This window comes from Sphingomonas sp. IC4-52, assembly GCF_020707225.1.
Lineage (GTDB): Bacteria > Pseudomonadota > Alphaproteobacteria > Sphingomonadales > Sphingomonadaceae > Sphingomonas.
This window is the reverse complement of sequence record NZ_JAJFEU010000001.1, coordinates 1-13245: the sequence shown is the minus strand read 5'-3', so window position 1 is coordinate 13245 and position 13245 is coordinate 1. Positions and strand designations below refer to the sequence as shown.

Sequence of the window (13245 nt, the reverse complement as noted above, 5' to 3'; positions counted from 1 at the left end):
CGATCCTTGTAGGAAAGGTAAGAGGCTTCAGCGCCCGAAACTCGCGGGGGCTGGTGAAACAACGGTTGTGCTGCCGCTGCGGATTTCCTGCACTTCCAGCGCCCGCTCGGCCACGCCGTCGCGGCCAAAGCGGAACGCGCCGTCGATGCCGGCAAAGCCTTCTCCGGACCGCAAACGCGTTTCCGGGAATGGTGCGCCGATCCGCCAATCGCGGGAGATGCGCGCCGTCAACAACACCGCATCATAGCCAAGGCTGGAAAGGCGATACGGCGCGGTGCCGAAGCGGGCGCGATACTTGGCCGCATATTGGCGGTACAAGGTGTTGGAAACGCTGGCGAACCAGGCACCATTCAGGGCCGGACGCGCCGAGATACCGTTGTCGCTGTTCCACAATTCGGTACCAAGCACCTTGGTGTTCGGGCTCGCCTTGCGCAGCAGCGGCACGGCAGTCGCGGCGGTGGCACCCGAATCGGCGATCAGCACGGCGTCGAACGGCGCATCCTTGGCCATCCGGCTCACCGCTGCACCAACGCCGCCTGCCGTGCGGTCATAGGTCTGCAACGCCACGACGCGGCCACCTGCCGATTCCACCGCCCGCAGGAACGTGGTCGAAGCGCGCGTGCCGTAGAGGGCATTCGGCACCAGGCCACCGAAGTTCGTCACCCCGCGGCTACGCGCAAAATCGACCACCCGCTCGATCGATTGGCTCGGCGTGTAGCCCATCAGGTACACGCCATCACCGGCGACGCTGTTGTCGTTGGAGAAGGCGAGCACCGGCACGCCCGCCCGGCGCGCGATCGGCGCCACCGCCCGCACATCCTCGGACAGCAACGGCCCCAAGATCAGCTGCGCTCCATCCGCCACGGCGCGCTGAGCGGCCGCCGCGGCGCCGGTTGCGGTATCGTAATTCGTGATGCGGACCTGCTCGTTGCGCGTGTCGAGCAGCGCAAGCTGAGTCGCATTGGCCAGGCTCTTGCCCACGCCGGCGTTCGTGCCGGACAACGGCACGAGCAGCGCAACGCGGTTGCGCGCCGTATCGCGGGGGATGCCTGCCTCGACGCCCACGTCCGGCCGCGCGACGGGCGGCGGCGCCTTGGTCGGTCCGGTCGGGCCCGCCGGCCCGCGCGGCACCACGGTGGAGCAAGCGGAAACGAGCAGCGCCGTCATGGCGACAAACCCGCGGACGATGGTGTTCGCCCGTTGCGATACGGTTGCGGCCTCTGCCATGACACTCCTCGTGGAAAAACTAAGCCCCGGCCTGTACATCGTCGCAACCCCGATCGGCAATCTCGGGGACCTGTCTCCACGTGCCGCCGACATCCTGTCGCGGGCGGACCTAATCGCCGCAGAAGACACTCGTGTTACAATTGGGTTACTGCGACACATCGGAACGAAGCGTCCGATGACTCCTTATCATGATCACAACGCCGATCACGTCCGCCCGCAGTTGATCGCGCGTCTGGCCACCGAAGCGATCGCACTGGTGTCTGACGCCGGCACGCCACTAATCTCGGATCCGGGCTACAAACTGGTCCGCGATGCCCGCGCGGCAGGTCATGCGGTGGTGACGATCCCCGGTCCGTGCGCCGCCGTAGCCGCCCTCACCTTGGCTGGCCTGCCGACCGATCGCTTCCTGTTTGCAGGCTTTCTGCCGTCCAAGGCGAAGGCACGGGCCGATGCGATCGACGAACTCGGCGCTGTTCGTGCCACTTTGGTCTTTTATGAAAGCGGCCCGCGCCTCGGTGCCACGCTGGCGGCGCTCGCCGCGCAGCTTGGCGATCGCGAAGCGGCCGTAACGCGCGAAATCACCAAGCGATTCGAGGAAGCGGTCACGGGCACCCTCCCGATGCTGGCCGAACGCTATGCAGACGCGCCGCCCAAGGGGGAAATCGTCATCGTCGTCGGGCCGCCGGGCGAAGCGCCTCCTGCCAGCGAGGAGGACGCCGATGCCGCTCTCGCTGAAGCACTTACGCGCCTGCCCCCCGCGAAGGCCGCGGGCGAAGTGGCCAAGCGTCTCGGCCTTGATCGCAAGGCGCTCTACGCCCGCGCGCTCGCCTTGAAGGAAGGCTAAGCGCTTTCTTCCGCGCCGGCGGTAAGGCCCTACAGCACGAAATCGGCTGGGACGAAGACAAACGCCTGTGCCGGATCGGTAAGCAATTCGATTCGGTCGGCCGGCGCGCCGCCGAGTTGCGAGAGGTCGATCGTCACCAGCCCCGTCGAATCGTCCCGGCTAGTCGCGGCCAGGATCTTGTCGAACGTGACCGGCGCGAACAGGCCATTGAGCCCGATTCGGTCCTCTCCCTGTACGAAGTCGATGATCCGGTCGCGATTGGTGCCGTATGAAAAATAGAACAGATCGGCACCGGCGCCGCCAACCAGTCGATCCCGGCCCGAACCTCCATCCAGGATATCGATGCCACCGCCACCCCACAGCTGGTCGGCGCCTGCGCCTCCGCGAAGCTCATCCGCTCCGTCACCTGCCCTGATGATGTCCGCACCGCTGCCGCCGGAGAAGGACACGCGTTCGACGCCGGTAACCACTGTCCCGTCCGCAAGGGTCTGAACTCGATGCGGCGTGGAGAAGTCGGCCTTGAACGCGACACTGCTGCTTTGTCGCAGGATAACTGCAAGATCGTCGCCGGAGCCGCCATCGATCAGATCGGCGCTCTCGCTATAGATATAGTCGTCGCCAGCGCCACCCAGCAGCTGGTCATAGCCGCTGTCGGACGTCCGCCCGTCTCCCCCGGAGAGCCAGTCATTACCTGCGTCACCCGACACGAGGTCCGCCCCCGCCCCGCCTCTCAGCACATCATTGTCGTCGCCGCCGAACAGCCGGTCGTCGCCATCCTCTCCGTCCAGGTAATCGATTCCCGCCTCGCCCAGCACGAAGTCATCGCCGGCACCGCCGGAAACAAAGTCCATGCCCGCGCCTGCAATGATGTCGTCATCGCCCGCAGTGCCGCGCAGTTCGTCATCGCCGGCAGAGCCCGTGATCAGCGTTCTGGCCATTGGATTACTCCCCAAATTGGAAGGGTCGAACACGTCGGCGTTGAAGGCAATCCGAAGGCGTCACCTACCGACCGGCGGAACCTATTGCGGGACATTCGACAAGCCAGAGGCGCATCGGAGGTAGCGGTCCGGCGCGCTCAGCCCCCCCCCCAAGGTCGAATGGACGGTTGAAGCTAGTATGACCAACGCCCTCCCCGGCCACGAGCCAGCCTCGCTCGGGCGAATGACCTTTCTTTGAGGATGATCGTCCTTCGCGTCCGGACGCCGGCAAAGCTTGCCCGGGTCGCTCCCTCGGCGCAGACGGTCTGCCATGCGTCGCCTCCGCCATACCCAAAGCCCCGATCAACGCCGCACCGCTGAGGCGGCCGGGCGCCGCGGGGAGCGGCTGGCCGCCTGGTGGCTGCGACTAAAGGGCTGGCGCATCCTCGACCAGCGCGTGCGCACCCCGGCTGGCGAAGTCGATCTGGTCGCGCAAAAGGGCGCTCTCATCGCCTTTGTCGAGGTGAAGACCCGGGCCAGCGCTGGGGAACTGGACTTTGCCATTGACCAGCGGCGGCTTGCACGGGTGGCCGCCGCGGCCGAATTGTTGATGCCGCGCTATGCCACTGCGGGCGAGGACATCCGCGTGGATGTCATCCTTCTGGCCCCCGGAACCGCGCCACGTCACATCGAGAATGCCTGGATCGGGTGACAAGCCCGATGCACCGCCTTACCTGCCGGTGCATGTCGCGCCTGACGCGGTCTGCTATTGCACTGCCCCATGACGGGAAGGCGTGACCTTCCTTCGGCCGGGGCGAACGGAGGTTTGCGTGAGTCTCACCGTCGCCGTCCAGATGGACCCGCTCGAATCGATCAACATCGCTGGCGATTCGAGCTTTGCGTTGATGCTGGCGGCGCAGAAGCGCGGGCACCGGCTGTTCCATTATGCCGCTGAGGATCTGAACTGGTCGGACGGGCGGCTGTGGGCAAAGGCGCGGCCGGTGACGGTGCAACGAGTGGAGGGTAACCACTTCGACGCTGGTGAACCCGTCAGCCTCGACCTGGGTGACGAAGCGGACGTCGTGCTGATGCGCCAGGATCCGCCCTTCGATCTCGGCTACATCACCGCCACCCACCTCCTGGAGCGGATTGCCGATCGCACGCTCGTGGTGAACGATCCGGCGAGCGTCCGGAACGCACCGGAAAAGGTGTTCGTGCTCGATTACGCGCGCTTCATGCCGCCGACGCTCGTCACCCGGTCGCTCGACGAAGCACGCGCCTTCCTTCGCCAGCATGGGGCAATCGTGGTGAAGCCGCTCCACGGCAACGGTGGGAAGGCCATCTTCCGCGTCGGGCCAGAAGGTGAGAACCTTTCGGCGCTGATTGAAGTGTTCAACACCGCCTATCGCGAGCCGCACATGGTGCAGGCGTTCCTTCCGGACGTGGCAAAGGGTGACAAGCGCATCGTGCTGGTCGACGGCGAGGTTGCCGGCGCAATCAACCGCCTGCCCGGTGAGGGCGAGATTCGCAGCAATCTCGCCGTCGGCGGCTCGGCGGAAAAAACCGAACTTACCGCGCGCGAGCGTGAGATCTGCGCCGCGCTCGGGCCGGAGCTGAAGCGTCGCGGCCTGATCTTTGTGGGCATTGACGTGATCGGCGGCCAATGGCTGACGGAGATCAACGTCACTTCGCCGACCGGCATCGTGGCGATCGAGCGGTTCGACGGCACCGACGTCGCTGGCCTGATCTGGGATGCGATCGAGCGCCGCCTGGCGGAACGCTGATTCGCTTAACCCTTCCGCGCCTCGGCAGGCGCAACTCGGGGCCGCTACCACCGCTGCGACGAAGCAGGCATAAGGCGCTGGCGGGGGGATCGCGGGGATGCGCCCACCTCCCCGCTTCAACAGGACGATTGCTGACCTTCAATGACTGACATCATCATCGATCTAATCGCCCGCGGGGGATACATCGGCATCTTCCTGCTGATGGCGCTGGAAAACATCATTCCGCCGATCCCGTCAGAGGTCATCATGGGGCTTGGCGGCATGGCCGTGGCCCGCGGACAGATGGATCTGTGGTGGCTGATCTTCTGGGCCACGATGGGCACCACGGCCGGCAACCTGTTCTGGTACGAACTCGGCCGGCGCCTCGGCATTCAGCGCTTCAAGCCAATGGTGGATCGCTATTCGCGCTGGATGACGATGGAATGGGAGGACGTGGAGCACCTGAACCGCTTCTTTCAGAAATACGGTCACTGGGTGATTTTCGTCTTCCGCTTTCTCCCCACCTTCCGCACGGTCATCTCCCTGCCGGCCGGCATGGCGAAAATGTCGATGTGGAAGTTCCTGCTGTTCACCTTCACCGGCAGCGCGATCTGGAATTCGGTACTGGCGGGCGCCGGTCTCTTCCTTGGGCTGAAGATGGAGCAGTTGGAGAAGTTCGTCGGCCCGCTCGCCGTCGGCACCGTGATCGCGATCGTGCTGCTGTACTTCTACCGAGTCTTCACCTGGAAGCCTCGGGAACAGCGGGGCTGATCCCCCCGCTGCCAAGCGTCGCCGGACAGGTTCAGATCAGTCCGGCGAGCGGCGACGACGGGTCTGCATAGCGGCGGATCCCCATGCGCCCCGCGCGATAGGACAGTCGCCCGGCCTCGACCGCCGCCTTCATCGCGGCGGCCATCATCACCGGATCCTTGGCCTCGGCGATCGCGGTGTTCATCAGCACGCCGTCACAGCCCAGCTCCATTGCGACCGCTGCATCGGATGCCGTGCCGACGCCGGCGTCGACCAGCACCGGCACCTTGGCGCCTTCCACGATCAGGCGGATCGTCACCCGGTTCTGGATACCGAGGCCCGAACCGATCGGCGCGCCCAGCGGCATGATCGCGACGGCACCCGCCTCTTCCAGCTGCTTCGCAGCGATCGGGTCATCGACGCAATAGACCATCGGCTTGAAGCCCTCCTTCACCAGGACTTCAGTCGCCTTCAGCGTCTCACGCATGTCGGGGTAGAGCGTGCGCGCCTCACCCAGCACCTCCAGCTTGACGAGATCCCAGCCGCCCGCCTCGCGCGCTAGCCGCAGCGTGCGGATCGCCTCGTCCGCGGTGAAGCAGCCAGCGGTATTAGGCAGGTAGGTGAACCGCTTGGGATCGATGAAGTCGGTCAGCATCGGCGCGTTGGGATCGCTGACGTTGACGCGGCGCACTGCGACCGTGACGATCTCCGCGCCCGAGGCCTCCAGCGCCGCGGCGTTCTGCGCGAAATCCTTGTACTTGCCGGTGCCGACGATCAGGCGCGAGCGGAACGTCTTGCCCGCGACGGTCCAGCTGTCGGTGGGCACGGCGCCGCCATGATCCCCGCCGCCGACGAAATGAACAATCTCGATATCGTCGCCATCCTCCACGCACACGTCTGCCAGCGTCGAGCGCGGCACCACTTCCAGATTGCGCTCCACCGCGACCTTCTCGGGTATCAGGCCCAGCTCGGTCGCCAGTTGCGCCAGCGTCAGCCCGGCGGTGACACGGCGGTGCGCGCCGTTCACGGTGATCGATACGGTTCCGTCGGTATGGGGCATGATATCCTTTGCGGGGCGGCAGAGCCCCTCTCATTCAGATTGTCATTCGGTCGGATGAATTGCCTTCCACCTAGGCTTGGCGCACATGCCGTTCAAGGAAGGAGCCACCCTTGTCGCTGATCTACGTCCTGAACGGCCCGAACCTGAACCTGCTCGGCACGCGCGAGCCGGAGATCTACGGGCATGAAACCCTGGACGATATTGCCGGTCAGCTGGAGGATCGCGCACGCGAACTCGGCCTCGAGGTCGACATGCGCCAGTCGAATCACGAGGGCCATCTCGTTGATTGGCTGCACGAGGCGCAGGCTCAGGGGGCAAAGGCGGTGATTCTCAACGCCGGCGCCTTTACCCACACGTCGATCGCACTTCATGATGCGATCAAATCCGTCCGCACCCCGGTTATCGAGGTGCATTTGTCCAATCCGCATGCTCGTGAAGAATTCCGCCATCTCTCCTACGTCGGCCGTGCCGCACGTGGAACAATCGCAGGGTTCGGTGCGCTGTCGTACCTGCTCGCGCTTGAAGCGGCGGCGCGGTTCTGACACAGCGCGCGCCCTGTTCAGGGAAAGGGTCGCAATGGCCGATAAGGAAAATGGAGCGATGAAGGTCGACGTCGATCTCGTCCGCCAGCTTGCCGAGCTGCTCGACACGACGCAGCTCACCGAAATTGAAGTGGAAGACGGGGATCGCCGCATCCGCGTTGCCCGCAAGGCTGCGGCTGCCGCCGCGCCCGCCGTCTATCACGCACCGCCGCCCGCTTCGGCGGCGCCGGCGCCCAGCACGGCAACCGCTGCGCTGCCGACAGCAGAGCCTGCCGCGGCAGAGCCCTCGCTTGCCAATGCCGTTCGCTCGCCGATGGTCGGCACGGCCTATCTCGCTGCCGAGCCGGGCGCTGCCGCCTTCGTTTCTGTCGGCAAGCAGGTGCAGGCCGGCGACACGCTGCTGATCGTTGAGGCGATGAAGGTCATGAATCCGATCACCGCGCCCAGTGCCGGCACGGTGAAGGCGATCCTGGTCGACAATGGCCAGCCGGTCGAGTTCGACCAGCCGCTGGTGGTCGTCGAGTAAGATGCCCGAGATCAAGAAGCTCCTGATTGCCAATCGTGGTGAGATCGCGCTGCGAATCCACCGCGCCTGCCACGAGATGGGGATCAAGACCGTCGCGGTGCACTCCACCGCCGACGCCGATGCAATGCATGTCCGCCTGGCGGATGAGGCGATCTGCATCGGCCCGCCGGCGGCGAGCGAGAGCTATCTCAACATCGCCAACATCATCTCCGCCGCCGAGATCTCGGGCGCGGATGCGATCCACCCGGGCTACGGCTTCCTCAGCGAAAACGCGAAGTTCGCCGAGATCGTCGAGGCGCACGGACTGATCTTCGTCGGGCCGAAGCCTGAACATATCCGCACCATGGGCGACAAGGTGGAGGCAAAGCGCACCGCCGGCGCGCTCGGCCTCCCGCTGGTCCCCGGCTCGGATGGGGCGCTGACCGATTCGGCGGAGGCCAAGCGCCTCGCGCGTGACATCGGCTATCCCGTGCTGATCAAGGCCGCATCGGGCGGCGGCGGCCGCGGCATGAAGGTCGTGCCGTCAGAGGACGAGATGGACACGCTGATGGCGCAGGCCGGCAGCGAGGCGAAGGCCGCGTTCGGCGACGCCACCGTCTACATGGAAAAGTACCTCGGCAATCCGCGGCACATCGAATTCCAGGTATTCGGCGACGGCAACGGCAACGCCATTCACCTTGGTGAGCGTGACTGCTCGCTGCAGCGCCGCCACCAGAAGGTCCTCGAGGAAGCTCCTTCTCCCGTTATCTCGGCGGAAGAGCGCGATCGTATGGGCGGGATCGTCGCCAAGGCGATGGCCGACATGGGTTATCGGGGCGCCGGCACGATCGAGTTCCTCTGGGAAAACGGTGAGTTCTACTTCATCGAGATGAACACCCGCCTTCAGGTGGAGCATCCGGTGACGGAGGCGATCACTGGCCTCGATCTCGTTCGCGAGCAGATCCGAGTCGCGGAAGGCCATCCGCTGACGCTGCGCCAGGAGGATGTTGTCTTCCGCGGTCACGCCATCGAGTGCCGCATCAATGCGGAGGATCCGCGTACCTTCGCGCCCTCCCCGGGCCTCGTGAAGCAATATCACGCACCCGGTGGCATGCACGTGCGCGTCGATTCGGGCCTCTACGCCGGCTACAAGGTGCCGCCTTACTACGACAGCATGATCGCCAAGCTGATCGTCTATGGCACCACCCGCCAAGGCGCGCTTCGCCGTCTTCGTCGCGCACTTGAGGAGTTCGTGATCGAGGGGATGAAGACAACCATCCCGCTTCATCAGGCGCTGCTGGACGATCCTGAGTTCCAACAGGGCGATTACACCATCAAATGGCTGGAGGAGTGGCTGGCCGAGCAGGCCTGAGCCACCCCTCCGGATGCGTCCGGCATTCGGCGGTACGCCTCGCATCCCCTGGGATTGCGGGCTCCCCGGATGCCGGTTCGCTTGGGCGCGACGTCATCGACATTTTGCCTTCACATTCTGCTCGGAGACTTTAGCCTGGATCAAGAAGGAGCGCGGCATTGAAGGCGACGATCTGGCATAATCCGCGTTGTTCCAAATCGCGTCAGGCGCTGGCGCTACTCACCGAGGCCGGCGCTGAGGTGGAAATCATCGACTATCTCAAGCAGCCGCCGGCTCGCGAGGAACTCGCGCGGCTGTATGCACGTGGCGGGCTGTTGCCGCGCGACGCGATGCGCAAGGACGCGCCCGCCGCGGCAAGCGACGAAGAGGCGCTGGACATCATGGCCGCCGATCCTGCCACCATCGAACGGCCGCTGGTGGAAACCGACAAGGGCGTGGTGCTCGCGCGCCCGCCCGAACGCGTTCACGACATTCTGTGAACCTGCCGGAGGAGGCCCGCTGGCGCATCGAACGGGCAAGCCGCGCCGCGGTGGTGATCGACGCCGACACCTATTTTCGCCTGGCACGTGCCGCCATGATGAAAGCGCGCAAGCAGATCCTGCTGGTTGGCTGGGATTTCGACGCTCGCATTCGCCTTGCCTGGGAAAACGAGCCACCTGGCGTCCCGACCGAAGTCGGCGAATTCATCACTTGGCTGGTGCGCCGACGCCCGGATCTCAACGTCTACATTCTCCGCTGGGACAAGGGCGCCTTCAAGACGCTGTTCCGCGGCAAGACGCTGCTGACGCTGACCAAGTGGCGTTTCCTGCGCAAGCGCATCCACCTGAAGCTCGACGGTCATCATCCCGTTGGCGCCTCCCAGCATCAGAAAATCGTCGTTATCGACGATTGCCTCGCCTTTTGCGGCGGCATCGACATGACGGACGAGCGTTGGGACACGCGCTCGCATAGGGACGACGACCCGCACCGTACCTCGCCCAGCGGCTGGCCCAACAAGCCATGGCACGATGCCACGACGGCGCTGGAAGGTCCGGTGGCCAAGGCGCTCGGCGATCTCTGCCGTACCCGCTGGCAGATTGCCGGTGGCGGTGAGATCCCCGAACCCGACAGCAAGGTCGATTGCTGGCCCGTTGATCTGAAGCCGGACTTCCGAGACGTTGATGTCGCCATTTCGCGGTCTCAACCGGAATATGGCCCGCAGGAGTCGATCCGGGAGATTGAACAGCTTTATCTCTCGCTGATCGCGCGTGCGAAGCGCCGCATCTACGCCGAAAGCCAGTATTTCGCGTCGCGCCGCGTGGCGGAGGCCATTGCGCGGCGCTTGGACGAGCCGGACGGTCCGGAAATCGTCATCATCAATCCCGTTTCAGCGCAGGGCTGGCTTGAACCCATTGCGATGGACACCGCCCGCGCCCGGCTGTTCCAGGCGCTGAAGCAGCGCGACAAGCACGATCGCCTGCGCATGTACCACCCGCACACCGCTGGTGGAGAGCCGATCTACGTTCACGCCAAGGTGCTGGTGATCGATGAGGAGGTGATCCGCATCGGCTCCTCCAACTTCAACAATCGCTCGCTCCGGCTCGACACGGAATGTGACGTTACCATCGAGAATGACGACGATCGCATCGCCGCCATCCGCGACGATCTGATTGCCGAACATCTCGGCACCGAACCTGCGACCGTCAGCGAGGCGATTGCATCGCATGGCCTGATCGGCGCGATCGAGCACCTGCGCGGTGCGGGCAAGACGCTCATTCCCTATGAGGTGCCGGATCTCACCTCCGTCGAGGCATGGCTCGCCGACAACAAGATTCTCGATCCCGAAGGACCGGAGGAGATGTTCGAGGCGCTTTCCGCCCGGCGCCCGCTGCTTCATCGCCTCCGGCGCTTCCGCCGCCGCCGGTAAGCCATGGCGGGCCGCAGGCGCCTTGTTCAAGCCGCCGGGGTATCTTGAGGTCAGCCTTGTGGTGACACCGGGCGCCGCCGCCGCTATCGCGCGCGCATGACCGCCATCACGCCTGAAGTCGTCGCCGAACACGGCCTGTCTCCCGAGGAATATGATCGCGTCCTCCACGCGCTCGGCCGTGAGCCGAACCTGGTGGAACTGGGCATCTTCTCGGTGATGTGGTCGGAGCATTGCTCCTACAAATCCTCGCGAATCCACCTGAAGAAGCTGCCGACCGAGGCCCCCTGGGTGATCTGCGGCCCGGGCGAGAATGCCGGCGTCATCGACATCGGCGATGGCCAGGCCGCGATCTTCAAGATGGAATCGCACAACCACCCCTCGTACATCGAGCCGTATCAGGGCGCGGCGACGGGCGTCGGCGGCATTCTGCGCGACGTTTTCACCATGGGCGCGCGGCCCGTCGCGAACATGAACGCGCTTCGCTTCGGCCGCCCCGATCACCCCAAGATGCGCCACCTCATCTCGGGCGTGGTCCATGGCATCGGCGGCTACGGCAATTGCGTCGGCGTGCCGACGGTGGGCGGAGAGGTGAACTTCCACCCCGCCTATGACGGCAACATCCTCGTCAACGCCATGACGGTCGGCGTCGCGGATCAGGACAAGATCTTCTATTCGGCCGCCAGCGGCATCGGCAATCCGATCGTCTATGTCGGCAGCAAGACCGGCCGCGACGGCATCCACGGCGCCACCATGGCCTCGGCCGACTTCGGCGAGGATGCGGAGGAGAAGCGCCCGACGGTGCAGGTCGGCGATCCCTTCACCGAAAAGCTGCTGATCGAGGCGTGTCTCGAGCTGATGGCCTCCGACGCGATCGTCGCGATCCAGGACATGGGCGCCGCCGGCCTCACCTCCTCCAGCGTCGAGATGGCGTCAAAGGGCGGCGTCGGCATCGAACTGATCATGGACGACGTGCCGCAGCGCGAAGAGGGCATGACGCCCTACGAAATGATGCTCTCCGAATCGCAGGAGCGCATGCTGATGGTGCTGAAGCCGGGCCGCGAGGCCTTCGCCGAGGCGATCTTCCGCAAGTGGGAACTCGACTTCGCCGTCATCGGCCATGTCACCGACACGGGCCGCATGGTGCTGAAGTGGAAGGGCGACACCGTCTGCGACATCCCGCTCGCCCCGCTCGCTGACGAGGCCCCGCTCTACGATCGCCCGCACGTCCCCACCCCGCCCGCCAAGGCGCTGGTCAACGTGCCCGAGTGCAAGGACATCGCCGCCGATCTCGTCACGCTGATGGGCTCGCCCGACATCGCCAGCCGCCGCTGGATCTGGGAGCAGTACGACCACATGGTCGGCGCCGACACGGTGCAGCGCCCGGGCGGCGACGCCGCGGTGGTTCGCGTCCACGGCACCGACAAGGCGCTGGCGATCACCACCGATTGCACCCCGCGCTATTGCTACGCCGACCCCGTCGAGGGCGGCAAGCAGGCCGTCGCCGAGACCTGGCGCAACCTCACCGCGGTCGGCGCAAAGCCGCTCGCCATCACCAACTGCCTCAACTTCGCCAACCCGCAGCGCCCGGAAATCATGGGCCAGATCGTCGGCTGCCTCGATGGCATGGCGCAGGCGTGCCGCGCGCTCGACTACCCCATCGTCTCCGGCAACGTCTCGCTCTACAATGAATCGAAGGCGACCGGCGGCGGTTCGGCGATCCTCCCCACCCCCGCGATCGGCGGCGTCGGCCTGATGGCGGACTGGTCGAAGAGCGCCACCATCGCCTTCAAGGGCGCGGGCGACGTCATCCTCGCGGTCGGCACCCGCCGCGGCGATCTCGGCCAGTCGCTCTGGCTGCGCGAGATCCACGGCCGCGAGGAAGGCCCCCCGCCCCGCGTCGATCTCCAGCAGGAGAAGGCCACCGGCGATCTCATCCGCCACGCCATCGACCTGGGTCAGCTCTCCGCCGTCCACGACGTCTCCGATGGCGGCATCGCCGTCACGCTCGCCGAGATGGCGCTCGCCGGCAACATCGGCGCGATCATCGATCGCAAGCAGCCGTTCGACTGCGCGCATTCCTTCTTCGGCGAGGATCAGGGCGTCTACATCGTCACCGTCCACGATCACGCGCTGGCCGATTTCCTCCAGGCCGCGCTCGAGGCCGGCGTCGAGGCGGAGCCGATGGGCCGCACCGGCGGCAAGCGCCTGATCTTCGAGCGGCCCGACCGCGACGATGTCGTCACGCTCGACACGCTGCGTGCGGCGCATGAGGGCTTCTTCCCGAAGCTGATGAGCGCGGAGGTATCGCTGGAGGGCTGACCGGCCCTCCCGCCGCCCCCACCGCACGGGCTGTCCTACA

At 65.6% G+C, this 13245-nt stretch carries 13 protein-coding genes; 10 read left to right on the top strand and 3 right to left on the bottom strand.

The window, feature by feature from the left end; all coding sequences use genetic code 11:
• Window positions 1-27: 27 nt before the first annotated feature.
• Window positions 28-1227 (bottom strand): penicillin-binding protein activator, encoded by a 1200-nt coding sequence (locus LK535_RS00070; protein WP_227769870.1) that lies wholly within the window; start codon window positions 1225-1227, stop codon window positions 28-30.
• On the opposite strand from LK535_RS00070, the gene rsmI reads away from it, so the two are divergent.
• Window positions 1226-2071 (top strand): 16S rRNA (cytidine(1402)-2'-O)-methyltransferase, encoded by an 846-nt coding sequence (gene rsmI / locus LK535_RS00065; RefSeq protein ID WP_227769869.1) that lies wholly within the window; start codon window positions 1226-1228, stop codon window positions 2069-2071. The genes LK535_RS00070 and rsmI overlap by 2 nt on opposite strands.
• Before the next feature lie 29 nt (window positions 2072-2100).
• On the opposite strand, the gene LK535_RS00060 is transcribed toward rsmI, so the two are convergent.
• Window positions 2101-3009 (bottom strand): calcium-binding protein, encoded by a 909-nt coding sequence (locus LK535_RS00060; protein ID WP_227769868.1) that lies wholly within the window; start codon window positions 3007-3009, stop codon window positions 2101-2103.
• Window positions 3010-3319: 310 nt separating this feature from the next.
• On the opposite strand from LK535_RS00060, the gene LK535_RS00055 reads away from it, so the two are divergent.
• The 3 genes from LK535_RS00055 (at window position 3320) to LK535_RS00045 (ending at window position 5522) form a co-directional block, all read left to right on the top strand.
• Window positions 3320-3700 (top strand): YraN family protein, encoded by a 381-nt coding sequence (locus tag LK535_RS00055; protein ID WP_227769867.1) that lies wholly within the window; start codon window positions 3320-3322, stop codon window positions 3698-3700.
• 118 nt (window positions 3701-3818) lie between these two features.
• Window positions 3819-4772: a glutathione synthase gene (gshB, locus tag LK535_RS00050; RefSeq protein WP_227769866.1), complete on the top strand. Its 954-nt coding sequence runs from the start codon at window positions 3819-3821 to the stop codon at window positions 4770-4772.
• Between the two features lie 141 nt (window positions 4773-4913).
• Window positions 4914-5522, top strand: a complete 609-nt coding sequence (locus tag LK535_RS00045; protein WP_227769865.1) for a DedA family protein — start codon at window positions 4914-4916, stop codon at window positions 5520-5522.
• Window positions 5523-5553: 31 nt separating this feature from the next.
• Here LK535_RS00045 and thiS read toward each other — a convergent pair whose 3' ends face one another.
• On the bottom strand, window positions 5554-6561 hold the full coding sequence (thiS, locus tag LK535_RS00040) for a sulfur carrier protein ThiS (RefSeq protein ID WP_265333958.1): 1008 nt from the start codon (window positions 6559-6561) through the stop codon (window positions 5554-5556).
• Between the two features lie 110 nt (window positions 6562-6671).
• Between thiS and aroQ the strand changes: the two genes are divergently transcribed.
• The 6 genes from aroQ (at window position 6672) to purL (ending at window position 13205) form a co-directional block, all read left to right on the top strand.
• On the top strand, window positions 6672-7103 hold the full coding sequence (gene aroQ, locus LK535_RS00030; protein ID WP_227769864.1) for a type II 3-dehydroquinate dehydratase: 432 nt from the start codon (window positions 6672-6674) through the stop codon (window positions 7101-7103).
• 34 nt (window positions 7104-7137) lie between these two features.
• Window positions 7138-7629: an acetyl-CoA carboxylase biotin carboxyl carrier protein gene (gene accB / locus LK535_RS00025; protein WP_227769863.1), complete on the top strand. Its 492-nt coding sequence runs from the start codon at window positions 7138-7140 to the stop codon at window positions 7627-7629.
• A gap of 1 nt (window position 7630) precedes the next feature.
• Window positions 7631-8980, top strand: a complete 1350-nt coding sequence (gene accC, locus LK535_RS00020; protein WP_227769862.1) for an acetyl-CoA carboxylase biotin carboxylase subunit — start codon at window positions 7631-7633, stop codon at window positions 8978-8980.
• Between the two features lie 158 nt (window positions 8981-9138).
• The gene (locus tag LK535_RS00015; RefSeq protein ID WP_227769861.1) at window positions 9139-9459 is read left to right on the top strand and encodes an arsenate reductase family protein; all 321 of its coding nucleotides are present in this window, start codon (window positions 9139-9141) and stop codon (window positions 9457-9459) included.
• Window positions 9456-10886, top strand: a complete 1431-nt coding sequence (locus LK535_RS00010; protein ID WP_227769860.1) for a phospholipase D-like domain-containing protein — start codon at window positions 9456-9458, stop codon at window positions 10884-10886. Before LK535_RS00015 ends, LK535_RS00010 begins: the two co-directional genes overlap by 4 nt.
• A 96-nt stretch (window positions 10887-10982) precedes the next feature.
• Entirely contained in the window at window positions 10983-13205 is a 2223-nt protein-coding gene (purL, locus tag LK535_RS00005; RefSeq protein ID WP_227769859.1) for a phosphoribosylformylglycinamidine synthase subunit PurL, read from the top strand.
• Window positions 13206-13245: the final 40 nt, after the last annotated feature.

Bases quoted from the DNA above. Each gene is read 5' to 3' on its own strand.
- rsmI (WP_227769869.1), top strand. From the start codon at position 1,226: ATGACACTCCTCGTGGAAAAACTAAGCCCCGGCCTGTACATCGTCGCA.
- LK535_RS00070 (WP_227769870.1), bottom strand. From the start codon at position 1,227: ATGGCAGAGGCCGCAACCGTATCGCAACGGGCGAACACCATCGTCCGC.
- LK535_RS00060 (WP_227769868.1), bottom strand. From the start codon at position 3,009: ATGGCCAGAACGCTGATCACGGGCTCTGCCGGCGATGACGAACTGCGC.
- LK535_RS00055 (WP_227769867.1), top strand. From the start codon at position 3,320: ATGCGTCGCCTCCGCCATACCCAAAGCCCCGATCAACGCCGCACCGCT.
- LK535_RS00045 (WP_227769865.1), top strand. From the start codon at position 4,914: ATGACTGACATCATCATCGATCTAATCGCCCGCGGGGGATACATCGGC.
- thiS (WP_265333958.1), bottom strand. From the start codon at position 6,561: ATGCCCCATACCGACGGAACCGTATCGATCACCGTGAACGGCGCGCAC.
- accB (WP_227769863.1), top strand. From the start codon at position 7,138: ATGGCCGATAAGGAAAATGGAGCGATGAAGGTCGACGTCGATCTCGTC.
- accC (WP_227769862.1), top strand. From the start codon at position 7,631: ATGCCCGAGATCAAGAAGCTCCTGATTGCCAATCGTGGTGAGATCGCG.
- purL (WP_227769859.1), top strand. From the start codon at position 10,983: ATGACCGCCATCACGCCTGAAGTCGTCGCCGAACACGGCCTGTCTCCC.